Origin of the sequence: Thermophilibacter provencensis (assembly GCF_030372065.1) — a bacterium.
GTDB classification, from domain to species: Bacteria; Actinomycetota; Coriobacteriia; order Coriobacteriales; family Atopobiaceae; genus Thermophilibacter; species Thermophilibacter provencensis_A.
The window spans coordinates 1-22,852 of sequence record NZ_JAUDEA010000011.1 but is presented as its reverse complement, the minus strand read 5'-3'; the positions used below and the strand labels follow the sequence as shown (position 1 = coordinate 22,852).

The following is a 22,852-nucleotide window of genomic DNA, read 5'->3' as shown; positions in this document are numbered from 1 at the left end:
TTCTCGCCAAAATGAAGGTTTGGGAGGGGCTTTTGTGCGCACGCCTCCCGGCGCGCCCCAGACCTGTCCCAGAATCTCTGAGAGAAAAAACACGTCCCCATTTGACAGACCGCCGGGTAGCGGCGAGTGCCAATCGTGTCTCATTTGAAGCCGATTGTGACAGCCAGGCAGGGCGCATCGCGCCCCCTCGTATCATCTGACGCAACAGACTCGGCCAGAGGAGTGTGAAGATGAAACACGAGAAGCTGATCGCCCGGATGTCGCTCGCCGAGAAGTGCGCGCTGCTCCAGGGCGCCACCACGTTTGGATCCTGGCCCAACGAGCGCCTGGACATCCCCGTCGTCGAGTTCTCCGACGGCCCCTCGGGCGTTCGTCACCAGGCGGGCGCGGCCGACCACCTCGGCCTCAACGGCTCCGACCCCGCAACGTGCTTCCCCACCGCCGTTACCATGGCAAACACCTGGGACGAGGAGCTCGAGGAGCGCGTGGGCGCCGCCATGGGCCAGGAGGCAACAGCGCAGGGCGTGGCCACGCTCCTGGCGCCCGGCCTCTGCATCAAGCGCAACCCCCTCTGCGGCCGCAACTTTGAGTACTTCTCGGAGGATCCGTACCTCTCCGGCAAGATGGCCGCCGCCTTTGTGCGCGGCGTCCAGTCCAACGGCATCGGCGCCTGCCCCAAGCACTACGCCGTCAACAGCCAGGAGGCGAGACGTCAGGCGTCCGACTCCGTCCTTGACGAGCGCACGCTGCGCGAGATCTACCTCACGGGCTTTGAGATCGTCACGCGCGAGTCCGACCCCAAGACCATCATGAGCTCCTACAACCTCGTCAACGGCACGTACGCCAACGAGAACGAGCATCTGCTCAAGGAGATCCTGCGCGACGAGTGGGGCTTTGACGGCGCCGTCGTCACCGACTGGGGCGGCTCCAACGACCACGCGGCCGGCGTGGCGGCGGGCTCCACCTACGAGATGCCCGCGCCCGGCCTGGGCTCGGTGCGCGAGCTCATGGCCGCCGTCGAGCGGGGCGATCTCTCCGAGCGCGACATCGACGAGCGCGTCGACGAGGCGATCGAGCTCGCCCTCTCCACGCGTGAGGCCGTGGAGGGCGCACCCAAGACCTTTGACGTCGACGCCCATCACGCGCTTGCGCGCGAGGCGGCCGCCGCCGGCTGCGTCCTGCTCAAGAACGAGCAGGACCTCCTCCCCCTGCCCGCCCGCACCAAGGTCGCCCTCATAGGCGACTTTGCCAAGACTCCGCGCTACCAGGGCGCCGGCTCCTCCGCCGTCAACTGCACCCGCGTGGACAGCCTGCTCGACCTCATCGGCGAGACCGACCTCGACCTCGTAGGCTACGAGCCCGGCTTCGAGCGCCACGGCGGCGAGAACCCCTCCAAGCGCAGCGCGGCGCTCGACCTTGCAAAGAGCGCGGACGTTATCCTGCTCTGCCTCGGCCTCGACGAGATCGCGGAGTCCGAGGGCGCCGAGCGCCTCAGCATGCGCATGAACGAGAACCAGCTTGAGCTCGCGCACGCCGTCGCCGAGGTCAACCCCAACGTGGTGGTGCTCCTCAGCGCGGGCTCCTGCGTGGAGAGCGACTGGATGGCAGACGCGCGCTCGGTGCTCTACTGCGCCCTCGGCGGCCAGGCCGGCGCCGGCGCCGCGCTCGACGTGGTGACCGGGCGCACGTGCCCCTCGGGCAAGCTCACCGAGACCTGGCCCAAGCGCCTCGCGGACGTCCCCTCCTCCGCCAGCTTCCCCTCCGACGAGCACAGCGCGGAGTACCGCGAGGGCCTCTACGTCGGCTATCGCTACTTCCAGACGGCGGGCGTGGACGTTGCCTTCCCGTTTGGCTACGGCCTCTCCTACACCACCTTCTCCTACTCGGGCATCAAGTCCACCGAGAAGGGCGTGAGCTTCACGATCACCAACACCGGCACGGTCGCCGGCGCGGAGGTCGCGCAGCTCTACGTGGCGCTGCCCGGCGCAAAGGTCTTCCGCCCCGAGGAGGAGCTCAAGGGCTTTGCCAAGGTCCAGCTTGAGCCCGGCGAGTCCAAGACCGTCAGCATCGAGCTCGACGACAAGGCCTTCCGCTACTTCAACGTCAAGACCAACCGCTGGGAGGTCGAGGGCGGCACCTACGAGCTGCGCGTCGGCGCGTCCGCGAGCGACATCCGCCTCGTTGGCACCGTCACGGTTGCGGGCACGGGGGCGCCGAACCCCTACGAGGGCGTCGACGTGACCCCCTACGAGAAGGCTGACGTCCTCTCCGTTGACGACGCCCACTTCGCCGCCCTTCTCGGCCACGCCATCCCCGACGGCCAGACCCAGGTTGACCGCAACATCTGCTTCCGCGACCTCAATCGCGGGCGCTCCCTCATCTTCTTGCTCGTGTGGGCGGTGCTGCGCGCCATGAAGAGCGTGGCCGACCGCTCCGGCCACCCCAACCTCAACGTGCTCTTCATTTGGAACATGCCGCTCAGGGCCATTGCCAAGATGACCGGGGGCATGGTGGACATGGCGGTGGTTGACGCCCTCGTTCGCGAGGTCAAGGGCTTTGGCTGGGGCGGCGTCGTCCTTCTTGCCCTCTCCCTCGCTCTGGGCTGGGGCGTGGGCATCGGCATCCTGCTCTGGGTGCTGTGGATCGCCGTGCCCATCCTCTTTGCCCTCGTCATGAACCTCATTCAGAACGCCAGCCTCGCCAAGAAGATCGATGCCGCCTCGCGCAGGCGCTAGTCAGACCCTCACGTAAGGAGTACGCCCATGAACTTCTGGAGCAGCTTCGCCGAGAAGCACCCGTCCGCCGCCACCTGGATCCGCGAGGGAGGCCTCTTCGTCATCGTCTCCAACGTGATCACGGTCTTCAAGTACCTCATGCTCACGTTCCTGCCCTCCGCCTTTGCCTTTCTCGGCGACGCGTCCTTCGGCTGGCCCGGCATCCCGGTGACGCTGTTCGGCGAGACCTTCCAGTGGAATATCCTGGGCTATGACCAGGCGCACGGCGGTCTTGCCTACTTCTGCGCCTACATGGTCGCCATGGTGATAGGCGAGTGCATCAACTTCCCCATTCAGCGCAGCCTCGTCTTCCGCTCCAAGGGCAAAATCGGCCCGCAGATCGCCTGGTACCTGGTGGCGTTCATCATCATCACCTGCATCGTGAACTCCATCAACTGCGTCTGGGTCGCCGTGGCCGGCATGTTTGTGCCCGACTGGATCTACAACATCGGCACCACGGTGCTCAACGGCGGCATCTCGATGGTGGTCTTCTTCTTCGTCAACAAAAAGATCTTCCCCGAGGGCGAGGCCAAGCCCAAGGAGGCGTAGGCGCTCCCACTTCTCCCCGCCTAGCGCCTCCCCCAACGAGGGCGTCACCCGTACGGTGACGCCCTCTCTTTTTTGGCGCAATGCGCTTCTCGCCACATACATTGAGCTGTGAAAATTGCGCGGTGTAAACCCTGTCTAACTCATTCTCACCATCAACGCTCCACAAGTCTGGTAATTTTAAGGGCGCCGTTACGCCAACGGCTACGCAACGACCACGTCTAAGGAGCGTGAGCAGTGAGTCAGGAAGCATGGCAGGGCTTTGTGGGTGGCAACTGGGAGCACGAGATCGACGTTCGTGACTTCATCCAGAAGAACTACACCCCCTATGATGGCGACGAGTCCTTCCTCGCCGGCCCCACGGAGAACACCGTTAAGCTTTGGGACGAGGTCATGGGCCTCTTTGCCCAGGAGCGCGAGGCGGGCGGCGTCCTCGACATGGACACCGACCTCGTCTCCACGATCATCTCCCACCCCGCGGGCTACATCGATCAGCCCCTCGAGAAGATCGTTGGCCTTCAGACCGAGAAGCCCCTCAAGCGCGCCCTCATGGTCAACGGCGGCATCCGCATGGCCGTGGCCGCGTGCAAGCAGAACGGCTACGAGGTCGACCCCGAGATCGTGAACATCTACACGAACTACCGCAAGACCCACAACGCCGGCGTCTTTGACTGCTACACGCCCGAGATGCGTGCGTGCCGTCACAGCCACATCATCACCGGCCTGCCCGATGCCTACGGCCGCGGCCGCATCATCGGCGACTACCGCCGCGTTGCCCTCTACGGCGTCGACCGCCTCATCGAGGAGAAGAAGGCCGAGCACGCCGGCACGCAGAAGACCATGAACGAGGCCACGATCCGTCACCGCGAGGAGCTCGCGGAGCAGATTCGCGCCCTCCAGGAGCTCAACCAGCTCGGCAAGATCTACGGCTTTGACATCTCCAAGCCGGCCAAGAACTTCCAGGAGGCCGTCCAGTGGCTCTACTTCGGCTACCTCGCCGCGGTCAAGGAGCAGAACGGCGCCGCCATGTCCATTGGCCGCAACTCCACGTTCCTCGACATCTACGCCGAGCGTGACCTCAAGAACGGCGTCATCACCGAGGACGAGGCACAGGAGATCATCGACCACCTCGTCATGAAGCTCCGCATGGTCAAGTTTGCCCGCACCCCCGAGTACAACGAGCTCTTCTCCGGCGACCCGCAGTGGGTCACCGAGTCCCTCGGCGGCATGGGCGTCGACGGTCGCTCCATGGTCACCAAGACCGCCTTCCGCTACCTCCACACCCTCGAGAACATGGGCACCAGCCCCGAGCCCAACCTCACGGTGCTGTGGTCCACGCGTCTCCCCGAGGCCTTCAAGCGCTACTGCGCCAAGATCTCCATCACCACGAGCTCCATCCAGTACGAGAACGACGACCTCATGCGCGTCTACCACGGTGACGACTACGCCATCGCCTGCTGCGTGTCCTCCATGCGCATCGGCAAGGAGATGCAGTTCTTCGGCGCCCGCGCCAACCTCGCCAAGTGCCTCCTCTACGCCATCAACGGCGGCCGCGACGAGAAGACCGGCGAGCAGGTCGGCCCGAGGTTCCGTCCGGTTGAGGGCGACTACCTCGACTACGACGACGTCATCACCAAGTACCGCGACATGATGCAGTGGCTGGCCGAGGTGTACGTCAACTCCCTCAACATCATCCACTACATGCACGACAAGTACTGCTACGAGCGCCTGCAGATGGCCCTGCACGACGAGCACGTCCACCGCTGGTTTGCCACGGGCATCGCCGGCCTCTCCGTCGTGGCCGACTCCCTCTCCGCGATCAAGTATGCCAAGGTCAAGGTCATCCGTGACGAGACCGGCCTGGTCACCGACTACGAGGTCGAGGGCGAGTTCCCCAAGTACGGCAACGACGACGACCGCGTGGACCAGATCGCCCACGACGTGGTCGAGGTCTTCATGAAGTACGTCCGCGAGACCGACACCTACCGCAACTCCGTGCCCACGACCTCGATCCTCACGATCACCTCGAACGTGGTCTACGGCAACGCCACCGGCAACACGCCCGACGGCCGTCGCGCCGGCGAGCCCTTCGCCCCGGGCGCCAACCCGATGCACCGTCGCGACACCCACGGCGCCGTGGCGTCGCTCGCCTCCGTCGCCAAGCTTCCGTTCAAGGACGCCCAGGACGGCATCTCCAACACGTTCTCCATCGTGCCCAACGCCCTCGGCAAGAGCGATGCCGTCATGTTTGACGAGCTTGACCTCGACGCCCTTGGCGTGGACATCCAGATCGAGAACCCCGCCCCGGACTGCGGCTGCTGCTAACATTCGGGGAATTCGATAATTGTCACTGGATTAGTGCCAATTATCGGCTACACTGTGTGAGACAGAGAGGGTCGCCCCATTCGGGGCGACCCATACGAGAAAGGAACTCACATGAGCGCCACTGTTGCTCCCGAGCAGGTTGACAACCTCGTCGGCATGATTGACGGCTATGTCGAGGAGGGTGGCCACCACCTCAACGTCAACGTCTTCACCAAGGAGACCCTGCTTGACGCCCAGGCCCACCCCGAGAAGTACCCCCAGCTTACCATCCGTGTCTCCGGCTATGCGGTGAAGTTCAACTCCCTCACCAAGAAGCAGCAGGACGACGTCATCTCCCGTACCTTCCACGAGGCGATGTAAGGTCAACCTGACCTGTCTGTAAGGCGGGCGGGGAGGTTGCTTCGCAAAGTGCTTCGCGTCTTTGGCGCTCAGAAACTTTGCTCAGCAACCTCCCCGCCCGCTCTGTCTATCATGGTTGCATACAGGTTCGGGTGGAAGGTGCGAAAGTGACTGTCGATATAAAGAGTCGAACTCGTGACGTTGACGTAGTTGGGCGACTGCACTCCATCGAGAGCTTTGGGACCGTGGATGGCCCCGGCACGAGGCTCGTGGTGTTCTGCCAGGGGTGCCCGATGCGCTGCCAGTACTGCCACAACCCCGACACCTGGGAGTTCGCGCGCGCCGACGGGACCGGTCCCGGCACCAGCATGACCGTGGGCGAGGTGCTCGAGCGCTACGAGCGCAACCGCCCCTTCTACAAGAGCGGCGGCATCACCGTCACAGGCGGCGAGCCCATGGCACAGCCCGACTTTGTTGCCGCGCTCTTCCGCGCCGCCCACGAGGCGCCCGCCGGACGCATTCACACCTGCCTGGACACCTCCGCGGCCATGTTCTCCGCCGAGCACGCCGAGCGGTTCTCGGCCCTTCTCGATGCCACGGACATGGTTCTTCTCGACATCAAGACGTCTGACCCCGCCCTGCATGAGACGCTCTGCGGCATGCCGGCGAGCCACGCCCTCGAGCTCGGCGACGAGCTTGCGCGAAGGGGCATCCCCACCCTCATCCGTCATGTCGTCGTCCCCGGCCTCACGGACTCGGAAGAGGAGTGCGCCGCAGTGGGCCGCATCATCGGAAACTGGGACAACGTCGTAGGGCTCGACTTTCTCCCCTACCACACCATGGGCAAGGTCAAATACGACAAGCTCGACATCAAGTATCCGCTCAAGGGCGTCAAGGCCATGGACGCCGCGCGCGCCAAGGAGCTCCGCACGATAGCCCTGCGAGCCCGCGCCCAGCGTCGCGCAGAGCGCGGGAGGTAGGAGCGGCTAGGCACTCGGCCTGAGCACGTGCGTCTCCGCCTGCTCGGCGCCGTTCGCCCCGAGGCGGGTCCCCTCGAGGGTGACGCTCGCCACCGAGGCGGGGTCGACCTTCTCGGCAAACGCGTAGGACGAGGAGCCGTCCGCGCGGGCTGACTGCGTGGCCGACATGGCTCCCTCGTCGCCGTAGACAACGACCTCTGAGCCGTCCGTCAGCTGAAGCGACACCCGCCCGTCGACAAACTGACCTTCCTCGGGATTCACGCCGGCATTGATCACAACGCCGAGGGCGCTGAGGGAGCCCGTGGCACCCGTCTCGTCCGAAAGGGCTGTTGAGCTCGTCACGCTCTCGGGGACAAAGGCGTCGGCGGTGCCCTCAAAGCCCGCGTAGTCATCGCCCTCGCCCTCGTGCCAGGTCAGAACCCAAGCCAACCCGTCTGAGAGAGCCTCCGGGCCGCGCGCGTCAAAGTACACCGTCCCGCCCAGCGCGGTGCCCGTCGTGGCGGTCTCGTCAATCGCATAGCGGGCGTTTGCCGCACCCTCCGCCCCCACGCGGAGCTGGACCGCATCCAGACCGGACGCGGTGCCATCCTCCGGGACAAACTCGCCGGAGGCTCCCAGCGTGCCAAGGAGCCCGTCGGGATTGGTGAGCGAGAAGGACGCCACGCCGCAGCCATTCTCGTCGACCGCGAGGTCAAACACCTCGATCGTAAAGCCGTTGCCCTCCGCGATGAAGGATGAGGCGATTGCGGGGGCGTCGTCGGCCTCGCCCTGACCGCTCGGCTCGACAACCTGGGAGCCCTCCTCACCCTGGGGCGAGGACTGCGTGGGACCGCAACCCGCAAGGGCAACGGTCATGGAGGAGGCGGCAACAAGGGCGCAGGCGCTCAGACAAAGCGAGCGAACAGCGGAAGTCATCATCAAGCCCCTTTCCGACGGCCTGTCTGTCTCTCCGTCCGATTATCCCCGTACCCGGGGGGCGTTGTCGAGGGGATGCGTCGTCATTGCCGACGGACGGCATCCGCTACGAGCGCTCTGCGATCTCCTTCACGAGGCGCTCGGTCTTCTCCCAGCCAAGGCAGGCGTCCGTGATGGACTTGCCATACACGCCACCGTTTACGGGCTGGTTGCCGTCCTCGAGATAGCTCTCCACCATGAAGCCGCGCACCAGGCGCTTGATCTCCGTCGAACGATGCGCGGAGTCGAGCACCTCGTGGCAGATGCGAATCTGCTCAAGAGGGCGCTTACCCGAGTTGTCGTGGTTGCAGTCAATGACCACGGCGGGGTTGCGGAACTTGTCCTCGGTGTACTTCTCGGCAAGACGTTCGAGGTACTCGTAGTGGTAGTTGGGGTAGTTGATTCCGTCGAGGCCAACGTAGCCGCGAAGGACGGAGTGCGCGAGCGGGTTGCCCGTGGTCTGGACCTCCCAATTTCGGAAGATGAAGGTCTGGGGCTGCTGGGCCGCGTAGATGGAGTTCAGCATGACGTCGGTGGACCCGCCGGTGGGGTTCTTCATGCCCACGGGCATGGGAACTCCGGAGGCCACGAGACGATGCTCCTGGTTCTCGACGGAGCGCGCGCCCACCGCAATGTAGGCCAGGAGGTCGATGAGATACTGATAGTTGGTGGGATAGAGCATCTCGTCGGCGGTGAAGAGACCGGTCTCCTCCACAACGCGCAGGTGCATGCGACGAATGGCCTTGACGCCCCCGAGCATGTCGTCGGCGGCCTCGGGATCGGGGTTGTGGAGCAGGCCCTTGTAGCCAGTGCCCTTGGTGCGCGGCTTGTTGGTGTAGACGCGCGGGATGACGACAAGGCGCTCGCTCACCGTCTCAGCAAGCTTGGCAAGACGCGTGACGTAATCGAGCACGGAGTCCTCACGGTCCGCCGAGCAGGGACCAATGATAAGGAGCAGGCGGTCGTCCTCGCCGCGAAGCACCGCAGAGACCGCGGCGTCAAAGCTCGCCTTGCGCTCGGCCGTCTCGGGCGAGAGCGGCATCTCGGCTCGAATGTCCTTGGGAATGGGCAGAAGGCGCTTGAACTTCATCGACATGCGACGTTCCTCCGTGTAACTCGCTTGCGTGCCATCGCATTATCGCGCCTGGCCCCCTCGCGCACAACGACCCGTAACGCGATGTGAAAAAAGATCGCTCGTGCCACATTTTGCGCAGCGGAATCCCCACAAGAGACCTCCCGCACGCGGGACTCATGCGTGGAGGATGCCGCTGTGGTACCTTAGCCCACAAAACGAGACGGAGACGAGGAGGCACCATGCCCTGCACCACCATCCTCATTGGCAAGAGGGCCAGCTACGACGGATCGACCATCGTGGCCCGCAACGAGGACTCCGCAAACGGCGAGTTCTGTCCCAAGCGCTTTGTCGCGCGCGAGGCGCCCAAGGCGGGGGACGTCTATGAAAGCGTTATTTCCCACCTCAGGATCGAGCTTCCCGAGGGCGGCGTCCGCTACACCGCCCTTCCCAACGCCGACCTCAAGGAGGGCCTCTGGGAGGAGGCGGGCTTCAGCGCCCGCAACGTCGGCATGAGCGCCACGGAGACGCTCACCTCAAACGAGCGCGTCCTCGCCGCGGACCCGCTCGTGCGCTACGACAAGGAGACCGGCGCACCCGGCGGCATCGGCGAGGAGGACATGGTCACGCTCGTCCTCCCCTATATGACGAGCGCCCGTGACGGCGTGGAGCGCCTGGGCGCGCTGCTCGAACGCTACGGAACCTACGAGATGAACGGCATCGCCTTCTCCGACGCCAACGAGATCTGGTGGATGGAGACCGTGGGCGGCCACCACTGGATTGCGAGGCGCGTTCCCGACGACTGCTACGTCACCATGCCCAACCAGCTCGGTATCGATGACTTTGACCTCGACGATGCCTTTGGCGAGCAGGTGGAGAGCATGTGCTCGGCCGATCTTCGCGAGTGGATGGCCGAGAATCACCTCGACCTCACGATCGGGCTGCGCGGCACGCACTTCAACCCGCGCGACGCCTTTGGCAGCCACTCGGATTCCGACCACGTCTACAACACGCCCCGTGCCTGGGCCATGCAGCGCGTGCTCAACCCGCATGCCGGCCCCTGGGACACCGCCGCGCCTGCGGCGGACTTTGGCCCCGAGAGCGACACCATCCCCTGGTGCCGCGAGCCGGAGCGCAAGCTCACCATCGAGGACGTGAAGTACGTTCTCTCCCTCCACTACCAGGGCACGCCCTACGATCCCTATGCCGGCGGCGAGAAGGCCGGTCGCTACCGCCCCATTGGCATCAACCGCAACAGCCAGCTCGCGGTGCTGCAGCTGCGCCCGCACGTCGCGCCCGAGCGCGCCGCGCTGCAGTGGATCGCCTACGGCAGCAACGCCTTTAACGCCCTCGTCCCCCTCTACGCCAACGTCTGCGAGACGCCGGCGTACCTTGAGGACACCACCACGCGCGTGACGAGCGAGAACTTCTACTGGGCCAATCGTCTCGTGGGGGCACTCGCCGACGCCGCCTACGGCGCCTGTCTTCCGCACGTGGAGCGCTACCAGGAGGCGCTCACCTCCCGCTGCGCCGCGCTCGTGCGCGCCTGCGACGCCGAGGACGGCGACCTCGTCGCCTGCAACCAGGCAATCGCCGACGAGTGCCGCCGTCAGACCGAGGACCTTCTCGACAAGGTCCTCTACGAGACGAGCATGCGCATGAGAAACGGCTTCTCCCGCAGCGACAACTGACGGGCCAGGGATTCCCCGAGAGGGCAACCATGACGGGCAAAAGCGGCTGCTATACCTTCATGCTGCTCCTTGCTGGCATAGGGATGATCGGCATGATTCTCTACCTCGTGGTGGGTATCGCCATCACGCTCTTCGTGGCGGGCGTGGTCGTGAGCATCTACTTTGCCGCCACGGCGGAGCGCCGGCGGGCAGAGGGAAGGACGCTCGGGAAGCTCGTCATCATACCGGTGCTCCTCTTCGCGCTCAGCGTGCCCATGCTCATCTATCTGGGCGTCACGCTCCTGCCCGCCAACGCCTTCGTCGCGCGTTAGAACGCCTGGACGGACTCACCAAAGGTCTGCTGGAGGTACGCCGCAAAGTCGTCACCCTTGAGGACCTCCACGAGAGCGACGACGCACTCGTCGTCCTCGAGCTCGGGGCGCGTGGCGATGATGTTGACGTACTGCTCGCGAACGGCCGTGGAGTCGGCGTTCTCGGTCGCCACGGCATCGGCGAGCGAGAGGCCGGCGTCGATGGCGTAGTTGCCGTTGATGATGGCAAAGTCCACGTCTGCGAGCGTCGAGGGCAAAACCGCTGCCTCCTGCTCGAGGAACTGCAGGTTATGGGGGTTGTCGGTGATGTCGTTCACCGTTGCGGTGACGCCGGCCGCCTCGTCGAGCGCGATGAGGCCAAGGTCTTGCAGCAAAAGCAGTGCGCGACCCTCGTTGGTGGGGTCGTTGGGCACGGAGATCGTGGCGCCGTCGGCGATGGGGTCGAGGCTGTCAGAGCGGCCGGGGAACATGCCAAAGGGCTCGTAGTGGATGGCTCCGGCGTTCACGAGGTCAGAGCCGTTCTCCTCGTTGTAGTTGTTGAGGTAGTTGATGTGCTGGAAGTAGTTGGCGTCAAGCTCGCCGGAGATCACGTCCTCGTTGGGCTTGAGGTAGTCGGTGTACTCGACCACGTCGAGAGCGATGCCCCTCTCCTCGAGGCGCGGGGCGGCAAAGTCGTTCAGGATCTCCGCGTGTGGGCTCGGTGAGGCGCCAATCCTCAGCGTGCCGTGCTCGTGCGCGGGCTTCTCCTCGCCACCACAGGCAGCAAGCGAGCCGACGGCAGCGACGGCAAGGCTGGCAAGAAGGGCACGACGGGAGACGCTGGCATCTGCGAGCTTCATGGTTCTTCTCCTTACCCTGCAGGAGGGTGCCTCCGACCTGCAGAAAGACGTGATGTATTAGCTGTTGGAGCGATGGTCGACGCGGCGGGCCAAGAGGTCGCACGCACTCTGGATCAGCTGCACGATGACCACGAGGATGACCACCGCGGCGATCATGACGTCGGACTGGTAGCGGTAGTAGCCGTAGCGGACGGCAATGTCACCCAGGCCGCCCGCGCCCACGGCGCCCGCAATGGCGGTGTAGCCAAGAACCGCGATGAGCACCACGGCAACGCCGCGCACCAAAGACGGCAGGGCCTCGGGCAGAAGGGCCGAGAAGACCACGCGGGGCACCGAGGCGCCGCAGGCCTCGACGGCCTCCACGCTCTCGTGCGGGACCTCGGCGAGGGACTGCTCCACCATGCGCGCGATGAAGGGCGTGGCGGAGAGCACGAGCGGCGGAATGGTGCCCAGGATGCCCGAGCCCGTGCCCATGATGAGGCGCGTGAGCGGGATGATGGACACCATGAGCACGATGAACGGGAACGAGCGGCAGATGTTAACCGCCCAGCCCAGCACGGCGTTGAGCGCCGGCACGGGGCGAAGCGAGCCCGGAGCCGTGAGGTAGAGCACCACACCCAGGGCGATGCCCAGCACATACGAGATGAGCGTGGGCACAAAGAGCATCACGAGCGTCTCCCCGGTGCCCTGGAGCAGCAGCTCGCCGTACTCGGCAAAGAACTCGGAAAGGCTAGGCATCCCAATCAACCCTCTCAAGCAGGACCTTGGCGGCCTGCGACTGCGGCGCGGCAAAGACGTCGGCAACGCTGCCCCGCTCCACCACGCGACCGTGCTCGAGCACGACGACGTTCTTGCAGATCTTCTCGACCACGCCCATCGAGTGGGTAATCACGATGACCGTGACGCCGGTCTCGCGGTTGATCTGGCGCAGGAGCTTGAGCACGGTGTTGGTGCTCGCCGGATCGAGGGCGCTCGTCGCCTCGTCGCAGAGGATGTACTCCGGCTCGCACGCGAGGGCGCGGGCAATGGCGACGCGCTGCTGCTGCCCGCCGGAGAGCTGGCTCGGGTAGGAGTCCGCCCGGTCCGCCATGCCCACGAGGTCGAGCAGCTGGAGGGCGCGCTCGCGGTTCTGCGCGGTGACGCGGCCCGTGGCGGCCAGGTACGGGAAGCACACGTTGGCGAGCACCGTCTTCTGGGCGAGAAGGCCAAAGTTCTGGAAGATCATGGCCACGCGGCGACGATACGCGCGCAGCGCGGCGCCCGTGAGCCCGGTGACGTCCTGGCCGTCCACGAGAATCTGGCCGGAGGTGGGCCGCTCGAGCAGGTTGATGCAGCGCACGAGCGTGGACTTGCCGGCGCCGCTCATGCCGATGATGCCCATGACGTCTCCGTCGGCGATGTCGATGGAGACGTCGTCAAGGGCGTGCGGCGCATCCGGCTGCGCGCCGTAGGACTTGCAGAGGTTCTTGATCTGAATCATGCGAAAGGCTCCGCTCGATGAGTGGGGATGAGGGTGGGCCCTCTCCCGCCGGAGGTGACCCGTGAAGGCGCCCGGTCTCCTAGCGCACGGCCTCGAGGCACAGCGCATCAGAGTGCCCGGGCTTGGGCATCTCCATGACCATCATGGCCATCATCGCGATCTGTGCGGCAGCATAATCCATGCCGACTACGGTAGCAGAGTCCGCGCGGGAGGGGCGTCACGCCGCGAATGGCGTTACATTCTCGAAAAGTCACAAAGGGGCGCGCCCGGATGCCCCCGGGCGCACCCCGCACGCAAGCAAATGAGCGCCGCGCTTCTCGCTAGTCCTCCAGGCGGGACTGAACGACGGCGCCGACAATGGTGAACACCACGGTGCCGATGAGAATCGACGTGCTGTGGAGCGCGGAGAACTCGCCGCCGATGTAGGAGGTGAGCGCGTCAAAGCTCCCCATGGCGTCGCCGGCAACGGCAATCGAGGTCAGCGTGCCAAAGGCGAGCACGGCAGCAAGCACGTTGGGCACGAGGAAGGAGGCGCCGCTCCAGGCGGTGCCCAGGCGCACGGCGAGGTCGGTCCAGTGGGCGGCGGCAAGGCCGAGGAGCAGGCCGGCCACAACCATGATCACGCCGAGGAAGTCCGCGGCCTCCTGCGGGAGCAGCATCGTCACCACAAAGCCGAGCGCCGCTCCGGCGAGAAAGCCCACCAGGAAGACGCCCGCCTTGTAGACATACTTGGAGAGCAGCGCCGCGGCCACGCCGAGCACGGCGGCGATCACAAAGGAGAGCGCCGAGCCGTCCGTCGAGGAGAGGGCGATGTTAAACACGCCGAGAAACACGAGCAGGCCGAGCATGACGTAGAAGAGCTTCTTGCCAAAGAAGCACGCCGCAGCGCCGATGAGCACGTTGACGAGAAGATAGATGACCACAAGCTCCATGAGCAACCTTTCAACAGGGAAAAGAACCTGTTCATGATAGCCGTCGACGCGGGCGCGCTCCTCAACGCATTCTTGAGGGCAGCCCCGCGAGCCGCCATTGCGGCGCTACTCGAAGTGGTCGTCCGGCAGGTACTTTGCAAACGGGCCCCGCTTCTCCTTGTTCACGGGAACGCATCCCATCGCATAGAGGAAGCCGAGAAGCACGATGAAGACCGGAGCAAGGCGCGAGACGTAGAACACCACCACGACGGGGCCCATGAGCGCGCTTCCGGCGTCGGGGGCAAAGACGGGGATGATGGCCGTGAGGAAGAGCGCGATGACCAGCGCGCTCACAATGCGAAAGACGAGCCGGGTGCCGCGACCCAGAGAGATGTTCTTGAACCAGGCCACCATGAGCCCGAGAATGATACCGATGGCGTAGAGCAGCACCGGCGCGGCGAGGACCACGCCGATCTGCGCGGCGGGAACCGTGGTGATGGCGTCGAGCACCGCGCCCGCGTCGGACTGGTGGTACCAGGCGAGAAACGCCGTCGTGATGACAGCGAGCACAATGGCGGCAACTAGGTTACCGATGAACATAGATTTCTTCATGGGGTCCTCTCTTGGTTCGGGGAAGGGTATGCTGTCCCCGACGGGCAACGTTTGAGATTATACCCACCGTGCGCAAAAGCACTCGGTCGTTGGGGGGGCAGGCATGGCGAAGGCAAAGCTCAGCACGACTTCCACCAAGACCGTGCGCAAGCGGCTCTACTCGCTCGGGGAGGAGATCGCCAACTCGGTCAGCCACGGGGTGGGCGTCCTTCTTGCCATTGCGGCGCTCGTCCTGCTCATCGTGATGGCGGTCTCGCACGGCGGCGGCGTGAGGCTCGCCGCGGCCCTCATCATGGGCATCTCGCTCATCATCGAGTACCTCTTCTCCACGCTCTACCACGCGCTCGCGCCCGAGAAGGCCAAGGCCGTCTTCCGCGTGCTCGACCACTGCGGCATCTACCTGCTCATTGCCGGCAGCTACGCGCCCTTCTCGCTGGTGACGCTGGCGGAGCGCGGCGGCCTCGCGCTGTGCGTGGCCGTCTGGGCGGTCGCCGTGGTGGGCATCGTTGCCGAGTGCCTGCTGCGCGAGCGCCAGCCCGCCTGGCTCACCGCTCTCATCTACGTCCTCATGGGCTGGCTCGTGGTCTTTCACATCGGCGACCTCTGGGAGCTGCTGGCGCCACCGGCGTTTTGGCTGCTTCTGGCCGGTGGCCTCAGCTACACCGTGGGCGCCGTCTTCTACGCCATCAAGAAGGTCCCCTACCTGCACTTTGTCTTTCACCTGTTCGTGCTGGCCGGCAGCGTCTGCATCACGCTCTCGGCGCTCCTCTTTGTGGTGTAGCGGCGGCACGTCCTTCTCGGCGGCAGTTGGCGCTAAGATGGTCGGCGAGAAGAACCGCGACCCCGAGGAGGGCACATGGTAGACGAGCAGTTCAAGCGCAACGTTGACGCATACGTGGACGAGGTCTGGGAGGACGTGGTGGCCGACATCGACCGCCTGGTGCGCCACGACTCCGTTGAGGACCTCGCGACCGCCGAGCCCGGCAAGCCCTGGGGCGCTGCGGCCTGGGGCGCCCTCGTCGAGGCCGAGCGCATGGCCGAGCGCCTGGGCCTCGAGGTCATGGACCTCGACGGCTACCTGGGCTTTGCCGACGTTCCCGGCGCCTCCGGCCCCGAGCGCTACGTTGCCACGATCGCCCACACCGACATCGTTCCCACCGGCGAGGGCTGGAGCTTCCCGGCGCTCGCCGTCACGCGCAGGGACGGCATGCTCATAGGTCGCGGCGTGGCCGACGACAAGGGCCCCTTCGTGCTCTCGCTCTACGCTGCCGCCTTCTTCGCGCGCCTCGCCGCGGCTGGCCACGAGCTCCCCTACACGCTGCGCTGCATCATCGGCAACAACGAGGAGACGGGCATGGGCGACGTGCCGTACTACCTCGAGCGCTACCCCGAGCCCCTCTTCTGCTTCTCCCCCGACGCCGAGTTCCCGCTCATCTGCGGCGAGAAGGGCCTCTACGGCGGAGAGTTCACGTCCGGCGCCGTGGCGGGCGAGAAGATCGTGGAGCTTTCCGGCGGCACGGTCTCCAACGCCATCCCCGGCAAGGCCGTGGCGCTCGTGCGCGCCGACGCCGCGTCGCTGCCCGCAGCGGAGCGCATCACGGTCGAGGGCGCCGGCGACGGCCTCGCCCGCGTGACGGCCGCCGGCATTGGCGGGCACGCGTCGATGCCCGCCGGCACCGTTAACGCCATCGGCGTGCTCGCGCGCTACCTGCTCGCCAACGACCTCGCAGGCGAGGGCGAGCGCGACTTCCTCGATCTTCTCGTCACGCTCACCGAGGACGCGTACGGGTGCGCCGCCGGCGTCGCCGCTACCGACGACAAGTTCGGCGACCTCACGCTCGTTGCCGGCGTCGTGCGCACCGTTGACGGCCGCTTCACGCAGACCGTGGACTCGCGCTTCCCCACCACCACAACGGCCGAGAAGATCACCGCACAGCTCACCGAGCTCGCCTCCGCCCACGGCTGCACCTACGAGGCCGGACGCGGCGAGAAGCCCTTCTACGTGAGCCCCGAGAGCCCGGAGATCCACGCGCTTCTCGATACGTATGCCGAGTACACGGGCCGCGAGGGCAAGGCGTTCACCATCGGCGGCGGCACCTACGCGCGCCACTTTGCCCGCGCCTGCGCCTTTGGCCCGCAGGACCCCGCCGACAAGCTGCCCGAGTGGGTCGGCGGCGAGCACGGCCCCGACGAGGGAGTCTCCGAGGAGAGCCTGCGCCGCGCGCTCAAGATCTACATCGTCTCGATCGCCCGCCTGATGGAGCTCGAGCTGTAGCGGCCCGCGCCGGCATCTCTCATTCATAACGGGCGGCTCTCGGACGGTTTAGCGAGAAAAACCGTCCGAGAGCCGCCCGCCCTTCTGATGCGGGCAAGTTGTGGACGGTTTGTCTGCACAGACCGTTTACGCGCGCATCTCCTCGGTGTCGACAGCGATCTCGCGGGCGATGCGGTGGAGCTGGCGGTCGTTCTCCAGCGCGTCGGCCGTCCTCTCCGGCAGGTAGACCGAGAGGCGCCCGCCGAGCGTGCGGAAGGTGGCCCAGCCCTCGGCGTCCACGACCACGTCGTCCTGCTCGCCCACCACGCACGCCCAGGTCTCGCCGGCGTGCCTCTCGCCCACGAACATGCGCTTCTCGCCGCCGTCGCGGTCGGTGAGGACCACGGCCACGCCGCTCCCCTCGTGCTCGGCGTCGCCCTCGCGCGTCCAGCCGATCACGTCCGGCGCGTCGAGGAAGTCGTGCTGCGCGCCGTAGGCAAAGCGGCGGCGGATCTCCATCAGGAGCGGCAGCTCGCGCACCGCGGGAATGTTGCCGTCGTTGGGCATGCCGTAAAGGTCGCCGTAGAAGACGCAGGGGTAGCCCGCCTCGCGCAGCAGGATCAGCGCATAGGCGGCGGGCTTGAACCAGGTCTGGACAAAGGACTGCAGCGCCTGGCCGGGCTGCGTGTCGTGGTTCTCCGCAAAGGTCACGGCGTGCACGGGGTCGCGCTCAACGAGCGTGCCCGAGAAGATCTTGGAGAGGTCCACGTCGCCGTTGGAACAGCTCGCGCGGTAGAGGTTGTAGTGAAGCGGCACGTCAAAGAGCGACATGCACTTCTCGGTGCCCAGATACGACGTGAGCTCGTCAGCCGTGCGACCCCAGTACTCGCCCACGGTGAAGAGCTCGCGCCCCGCGTGCTTGCGAATGGCGTCAAGCCAGCGCAGGTAGAAGCCGCGGTCAATGTGCTTGAGCGCGTCCAAGCGAAATCCGTCCAGCCCGCAGGAGTCCACGTACCAGCAGCCCCAGCGCACGAGCTCGTCAAAGACACGCGGGTCGTTGACGTCAACGTCGGCGCCCATGAGGTAGTCGTAGTTGGCGTTCTCGCTGCGGCCGACGGCGTTGTCCCAGTGCTTGCCGTCAAAGAGGAAGATGGCCTTGCGCTTGGCGCGGTCGTCCCAGTCCACGCCGTGGAAGCACGTCCAGTCCCAGGTGAAGTCCGAGTGCGCGCCCGCGCGTCCGGGGAAGGTGAAGCGCGTCCACGCGGAGATGGTCTGGGGCGCACCGATCTTCTCGCCGCGATTGGCGCTCGAGACCTCCTGTGCGAGCACGTCCTCGCAGCCGTCCGCGCCGAGGCGCTGGTTGAGCACGATGTCCGCCAGGGCCTGGATGCCGTTTGCCTGCAGGGCGCGCACGGCGGCCTCGTATTCCGCGCGCGTGCCGTACTTGGTGCGCACGGAGCCCTTCTGGTCAAACTCGCCCAGGTCATAGGTGTCATAAACGCCGTAGCCCACGTCCTCGGCGCCCTTCTCGGCCTTATAGGCGGGCGGCAGCCACACGGCGGTGATGCCCTCGTAGGCAAAGGTCGGGGCCTGCTCGGCAATGCGCCGCCAGTGAGATCCGTCGGCGGGAAGGTACCAGGAGAAGCCCTGGAGCATGGTTCCGTTCATGTGGTCCTTTCTCGTGACACGCGCCCGCGCTCCGGCGGGTGCGACTCATGCGGGGACGCGCGCCGACACTTTGTCGGGAGAATCTGTCGGCCGCGGTCCACACATTCTACCCCGGGGACGCCCGCCGACAGAATTCCGCCTCAAAGTGTCGGCAAGGGTCCCCGCGGCACGGCCAGAGGGGCGGCGAGAAGGACCCGGCGCCCCTACTCCTCGGCGGAGACCATCGCCGCGCCAACCGCCTCGGCCATGAGCTCCTCCGGCGAGGGCTGCCGCAGGACGCGGACGGCGAGGTAGACGCACGACCCCATGAAGAGCAGGTCGAGCATGAGGTCAAAGGTCACCCCCTGGATGCCGCGCTCAACGAACATGCCCGCCACCTGCACCACGTCAAAGGCAAGCGCAATGCTCGCAAGCACGAGGAACGGCACGATCTTTTCGGGTCGGTTTGAGCCGCGAATGCCCAGGCAGCCCACGAGCACGGCAAGCCCCGCGGAAAGGCCGCCCACGACGAGCAGGGCATAGAGCGTCCCGCTCACCGTAACGGGAATGCCCGAGATGAGCGCGCGCTCCCCCTCCCCGTAGACGACGAGCGCCGCGCCGAGCACGCCCACCACAACGATGGTGAGCACGCCCTTCAAGATGATGACCTCGGAGAGCAGGTGCAGCGCGCGCTGGTGGCGCGAGCGCAGGAACGTCTCGCCGCGCACGCCGTTGTCATGCTCCTCCTTGACCTTGTCCGCAAGCCGGGAGCAGATGAGCACGTAGACGATCGTCGTGGTGAGGACCACCGGGTCGAAGAGGATGAAGGTCCCCACGCCCCAGCCCCAGGCGATGGCAACGAGCACGCCCAGCCCCACGAGGTAGCAGAGGAAGCGATAGGGCCCCACGCGCGCGGAGTTGTTTGAGGCGGCGATGCCAAGTGCCGCCGTGAGGATGAGCAGGCCCGCCACCACGAGAATCATCACGCCAAAGGTGACGGCCGCCCAGAAGTCCGAGCCGCCGATCACGCTGGGGATGAGCACGATCAGGCCGCCGACAAGAACGAGCGCGCCCATGCCGCCCATGAGAATCGAGACGATGCGCAGCACCGCCTGGGCGGGCGTGCGCGGGGTCGAGAGCTCGAGGTCCCTCATGCGAAGTTCCCTTCCGTCGCGCCGGGGCACTGATGGGCCGCCGGGCGACAGTCATCAGCGTATGTCACAGCGCCTCGAGACGAGCGAGCACGGTGCGGGTGGCCCGTATCGCCGCGTCGACGTTGTCCCGGGCGTCATCGATCTGCTTCTGGACGAAGATGTCCACGAGGGGGTTGTCGACGAAGATGTCCACGGCGGTGAGCACGCGCCCAACGTCAACGCGCAGGTTATCGATGACGCTCACGTCCGAGAGCTCGCGCGTGAAGGCGCGCAGGTAGGCGCGGGCCTCGCCAAGGGCCGCCTGGGCCTTGTTGAGGCGCGTGTGCTTCATGAGGCTCGTGATCCCCGCGCCCATGAAGATGTCGAAGATGCCCCAGTTGTCGGCGCTGTCGAGCGCGTCGGCAGCAACCTCGAGGCTCTCGAGCGCGCGCCGGCCCGCGAGAATGGCCTCGCGCACCTCTCTTCTCTCGTCTGGCGTCATGGCCGCCCCCTTCCTTGAGCTACCATACCACGCCGCCGCGGGGGCGGGACAGCCCGGTAGGGCATGTGCCGCAATCGCTGCGCAGGGGCGGCAGCGCGGGACCGCTCGGGAGACGGGTTTTGGGCAAAACTTTTGATGAAATGGAGCCAAAACCGACTGCCGCGCGCCCTTCTCGCAAACGCCAACTGGGAAAACGCTGACGACATATCACCAAGCAGGGCGTCCATATATAAAATGTGCCCCAAAACCTCGAGAAACGCGCAGGACGGGACGTCGCCGCAACGCAGCGGCATACGAAAACCCAAAACCCCGCTTTTACGGACAGGGAGAAGGGCGGCAGGCGGAGCCGGAGAACGAGCCCGGAAACCCCGGGCGTGCGTCAGGCGAAGGTCACGGCCTCGTAGTCGGTGGGCTCAACGAGGTAGCCGCGATCAGCGAGCGCCCGTCCCACCTCGTCGAGCACCTCCTCGCTTTCCGCGCTCACGTGATGGAAGTGGTAGCCGCTCGTGACCTCCAAGAGCGGCGCGGACACGCCGGAGGCAAGCTCTGCCATGAAGCGCTCCACGTCGCGACGACTGGAGATGCCCAGGTCGGAGGACACCTTGCCGTAGACCCGGTGGTTCACAAAGACGTCCTCCACGCGCCCGCCCAGATCCACGACGCAGGTGAGCTCGTCGGCGGTCTGCTCCGCGGTGTGCCGGCACTTGAAGAGGCGCGTGGGGCGCGAGGGCGCATCGCCGGCGAAAAGGACGTAGCCGCGGTTGGTGGAGACGATCTTCTCGCCGCGCGTCCGCAGGAGGGCGATGTCGGTCACCACCACCTGGCGGCTCACGCCGCACCTCTTGGCAAGGGCGCCCCCGGAAAGCGGTGACGCGGCCCCGCGAAGCGCCTCGAGGATCTTCTCGCGACGGTCCTCCCCCGCCCCGGCGCTCAACCCAGAACCTCCAGGTGCTTGAGCGAGAGATCCAGGATCGGGGCGGAGTGCGTGAGCGCGCCGCAGGAGACGAAGTCCACGCCCAGGTCCACGTAGCGACCCACGTTGGCGGCGTCCACGTTGCCGGAGGCCTCGGTCTGCGCGCGCCCGTCGATAAGCGCGATGGCGGCGGCCATGTCGTCATGGGTCATGTTGTCGAGCATGATGATGTCCGCGCCCGCCTCCACGGCCTCGCGGACCATCTCCAGGCTCTCGCACTCCACCTCAACCTTGTCCACAAAGGGAGCCGTCGCTCGCGCCATGGCCACGGCCTGAGCCACCCCGCCCGCAGCGTCGATGTGGTTGTCCTTGAGCAGCACGCCGTCGGAGAGGCCGTAGCGGTGCAGGCTGCCCCCGCCCAGGCGCACGGCCTCGCGCTCAAAGAGGCGCATGCCGGGCGTGGTCTTGCGCGTACAGACGAGCGTGGTGGACGTGCCCTCGAGCGCGGCGGCAATGCCGGCGGTGTATGTGGCAATCCCGCTCATGCGCTGCAGGTAGTTGAGGGCGGTGCGCTCGCCCTCCAGCAGGACGCGCACGTCTCCCTCAACGGTGGCCACGAGCTGCCCGACGCTCACCCGCGCGCCATCCGCCACCTCGGCCACCACGCGCGTGGCGGAATCGAGAAGCTCAAAGACGCGCGAGAAGACCGAGAGGCCCGCGATGACGCCCTCGGCCTTGGCGATGAGCCGCACGCGCCCGGGCCGCGCCTCGGGCATCACCGCCGCGGTGGAGACGTCGCCAAAGGGCATGTCCTCGCGCAGGGCGGCGCGGATGTGCTCGTCCATCTGCATCTTGATCATCGGGTCGGTCATGCTCTCTCCTCTCGGAATGATGACAAAGGTGACAGGGTAACTTGTCATCATTACACGGCGCCGGTGAGCAGCGCCACGTCGGTCACGTCGCGCGAGCCCGCAACAAAGCGGGAGCGCGCCCTGGCAGCGGTCGCAAGGTGTGCCGCGGTGTCCTCGGCAAAGCGGTCGCGCATGATCTTGTCGGCCGCGCGCTGGGCAAAGACGAGCGACTCAAGAAGGCTGTTCGAGGCAAGCCGGTTCTTGCCGTGCACGCCGTTGCAGCAGGTCTCGCCGCAGGCAAAGAGATGCGGCAGCGTGGTCTGGGAATCGGAGTCCACGTGGATCCCGCCCATGAAGTAGTGCTGGGCGGGCACCACGGGGATCGGCCGCTCGCGAATGTCGTAGCCCTCCTCGAGGCAGCGTTCCAGGATGTGCGAGAAGTGCCCCTCGATGACCTCGCGTGGGACGCGCTCAAAGGAGAGCCAGACGTGTCGCGCGCCCGTCCGCCGCATCTCCGCAAAGATGGCTGCGGAGACCACGTCGCGCGGCTGCAGCTCGTCGGTGAAGCGCTCGCCGGCATCGTTCAGCAGAATCGCGCCCTCCCCGCGCGAGGACTCGGAGATGAGAAAGGCCCGCCCGGGCTTCTCGCTCCAGAGCGAGGTGGGATGAACCTGCACGTAGTCCGTGTGCTCGAGAAGGACCCCGTGCTCGGCGGCAA

22 protein-coding genes are annotated in these 22,852 nt (G+C 66.1%); 9 read left to right on the top strand and 13 right to left on the bottom strand.

Annotated elements, in window-relative coordinates; translation table 11 throughout:
• Window positions 1-230 precede the first annotated feature (230 nt).
• The 5 genes from QUW25_RS07525 (at window position 231) to pflA (ending at window position 6,964) form a co-directional block, all read left to right on the top strand.
• Complete coding sequence (locus QUW25_RS07525) at window positions 231-2,735, top strand: glycoside hydrolase family 3 C-terminal domain-containing protein (protein ID WP_289511594.1); 2,505 nt, start codon at window positions 231-233, stop codon at window positions 2,733-2,735.
• Between the two features lie 27 nt (window positions 2,736-2,762).
• Window positions 2,763-3,323: a GtrA family protein gene (locus tag QUW25_RS07520; RefSeq protein ID WP_289511593.1), complete on the top strand. Its 561-nt coding sequence runs from the start codon at window positions 2,763-2,765 to the stop codon at window positions 3,321-3,323.
• Between the two features lie 234 nt (window positions 3,324-3,557).
• Complete coding sequence (pflB, locus tag QUW25_RS07515) at window positions 3,558-5,645, top strand: formate C-acetyltransferase (RefSeq protein ID WP_289511592.1); 2,088 nt, start codon at window positions 3,558-3,560, stop codon at window positions 5,643-5,645.
• Between the two features lie 111 nt (window positions 5,646-5,756).
• Window positions 5,757-6,005, top strand: coding sequence for an autonomous glycyl radical cofactor GrcA3 (grcA3, locus tag QUW25_RS07510; RefSeq protein WP_289511591.1), 249 nt, complete (start codon window positions 5,757-5,759; stop codon window positions 6,003-6,005).
• 146 nt (window positions 6,006-6,151) lie between these two features.
• Window positions 6,152-6,964 carry a pyruvate formate-lyase-activating protein gene (gene pflA, locus QUW25_RS07505; RefSeq protein WP_289511590.1) on the top strand — a complete coding sequence of 271 codons (813 nt, stop codon included), beginning with the start codon at window positions 6,152-6,154 and terminating at the stop codon, window positions 6,962-6,964.
• 6 nt (window positions 6,965-6,970) lie between these two features.
• Here pflA and QUW25_RS07500 read toward each other — a convergent pair whose 3' ends face one another.
• Together QUW25_RS07500 and QUW25_RS07495 are read right to left on the bottom strand one after the other, a co-directional pair.
• Window positions 6,971-7,882, bottom strand: a complete 912-nt coding sequence (locus QUW25_RS07500) for a hypothetical protein (RefSeq protein WP_289511589.1) — start codon at window positions 7,880-7,882, stop codon at window positions 6,971-6,973.
• Window positions 7,883-7,985: 103 nt separating this feature from the next.
• The gene (locus QUW25_RS07495; protein ID WP_289511588.1) at window positions 7,986-9,014 is read right to left on the bottom strand and encodes a 3-deoxy-7-phosphoheptulonate synthase; all 1,029 of its coding nucleotides are present in this window, start codon (window positions 9,012-9,014) and stop codon (window positions 7,986-7,988) included.
• A gap of 218 nt (window positions 9,015-9,232) precedes the next feature.
• On the opposite strand from QUW25_RS07495, the gene QUW25_RS07490 reads away from it, so the two are divergent.
• Window positions 9,233-10,681 (top strand): C69 family dipeptidase, encoded by a 1,449-nt coding sequence (locus tag QUW25_RS07490; RefSeq protein WP_289511587.1) that lies wholly within the window; start codon window positions 9,233-9,235, stop codon window positions 10,679-10,681.
• Window positions 10,682-10,710: 29 nt separating this feature from the next.
• Complete coding sequence (locus QUW25_RS07485; RefSeq protein ID WP_289511586.1) at window positions 10,711-10,992, top strand: hypothetical protein; 282 nt, start codon at window positions 10,711-10,713, stop codon at window positions 10,990-10,992.
• Here QUW25_RS07485 and QUW25_RS07480 read toward each other — a convergent pair.
• The 5 genes from QUW25_RS07480 to QUW25_RS07460 form a co-directional block, all read right to left on the bottom strand.
• Window positions 10,989-11,831 (bottom strand): MetQ/NlpA family ABC transporter substrate-binding protein, encoded by an 843-nt coding sequence (locus QUW25_RS07480; RefSeq protein WP_289511585.1) that lies wholly within the window; start codon window positions 11,829-11,831, stop codon window positions 10,989-10,991. The two genes, QUW25_RS07485 and QUW25_RS07480, sit on opposite strands and share 4 nt — an antisense overlap.
• 57 nt (window positions 11,832-11,888) lie before the next feature.
• On the bottom strand, window positions 11,889-12,569 hold the full coding sequence (locus QUW25_RS07475; protein ID WP_289511584.1) for a methionine ABC transporter permease: 681 nt from the start codon (window positions 12,567-12,569) through the stop codon (window positions 11,889-11,891).
• Window positions 12,562-13,311, bottom strand: a complete 750-nt coding sequence (locus tag QUW25_RS07470) for a methionine ABC transporter ATP-binding protein (protein WP_289511583.1) — start codon at window positions 13,309-13,311, stop codon at window positions 12,562-12,564. Before QUW25_RS07470 ends, QUW25_RS07475 begins: the two co-directional genes overlap by 8 nt.
• Before the next feature lie 320 nt (window positions 13,312-13,631).
• Window positions 13,632-14,243: a TM7S3/TM198-like domain-containing protein gene (locus QUW25_RS07465; protein WP_289511582.1), complete on the bottom strand. Its 612-nt coding sequence runs from the start codon at window positions 14,241-14,243 to the stop codon at window positions 13,632-13,634.
• A gap of 105 nt (window positions 14,244-14,348) precedes the next feature.
• Window positions 14,349-14,834 carry a hypothetical protein gene (locus QUW25_RS07460; protein WP_289511581.1) on the bottom strand — a complete coding sequence of 162 codons (486 nt, stop codon included), beginning with the start codon at window positions 14,832-14,834 and terminating at the stop codon, window positions 14,349-14,351.
• A gap of 103 nt (window positions 14,835-14,937) precedes the next feature.
• Here QUW25_RS07460 and trhA point away from each other — a divergent pair, with 103 nt between their 5' ends.
• Both trhA and QUW25_RS07450 read left to right on the top strand, forming a co-directional pair.
• Window positions 14,938-15,615: a PAQR family membrane homeostasis protein TrhA gene (gene trhA, locus QUW25_RS07455; RefSeq protein ID WP_289511580.1), complete on the top strand. Its 678-nt coding sequence runs from the start codon at window positions 14,938-14,940 to the stop codon at window positions 15,613-15,615.
• Between the two features lie 75 nt (window positions 15,616-15,690).
• Entirely contained in the window at window positions 15,691-17,109 is a 1,419-nt protein-coding gene (locus tag QUW25_RS07450; protein WP_289511579.1) for a Sapep family Mn(2+)-dependent dipeptidase, read from the top strand.
• Window positions 17,110-17,235: 126 nt separating this feature from the next.
• Here the strand turns inward: QUW25_RS07450 and QUW25_RS07445 are convergent, their stop codons facing one another.
• The 6 genes from QUW25_RS07445 to QUW25_RS07420 form a co-directional block, all read right to left on the bottom strand.
• Window positions 17,236-18,756 (bottom strand): alpha-amylase, encoded by a 1,521-nt coding sequence (locus QUW25_RS07445; RefSeq protein WP_289511578.1) that lies wholly within the window; start codon window positions 18,754-18,756, stop codon window positions 17,236-17,238.
• A 203-nt stretch (window positions 18,757-18,959) separates the two neighbouring features.
• On the bottom strand, window positions 18,960-19,889 hold the full coding sequence (locus QUW25_RS07440) for a hypothetical protein (RefSeq protein WP_289511577.1): 930 nt from the start codon (window positions 19,887-19,889) through the stop codon (window positions 18,960-18,962).
• 64 nt (window positions 19,890-19,953) lie between these two features.
• Window positions 19,954-20,370, bottom strand: a complete 417-nt coding sequence (locus QUW25_RS07435) for a hypothetical protein (protein WP_289511576.1) — start codon at window positions 20,368-20,370, stop codon at window positions 19,954-19,956.
• A gap of 379 nt (window positions 20,371-20,749) precedes the next feature.
• Window positions 20,750-21,304, bottom strand: coding sequence for a transcription repressor NadR (locus tag QUW25_RS07430; protein WP_289511575.1), 555 nt, complete (start codon window positions 21,302-21,304; stop codon window positions 20,750-20,752).
• Window positions 21,301-22,155, bottom strand: coding sequence for a carboxylating nicotinate-nucleotide diphosphorylase (nadC, locus tag QUW25_RS07425; RefSeq protein ID WP_289511574.1), 855 nt, complete (start codon window positions 22,153-22,155; stop codon window positions 21,301-21,303). Before nadC ends, QUW25_RS07430 begins: the two co-directional genes overlap by 4 nt.
• A gap of 50 nt (window positions 22,156-22,205) precedes the next feature.
• Window positions 22,206-22,852, bottom strand: a 647-nt coding sequence (locus QUW25_RS07420) for an FAD-binding protein (protein ID WP_289511573.1), incomplete at its 5' end; no start/stop codon positions are given.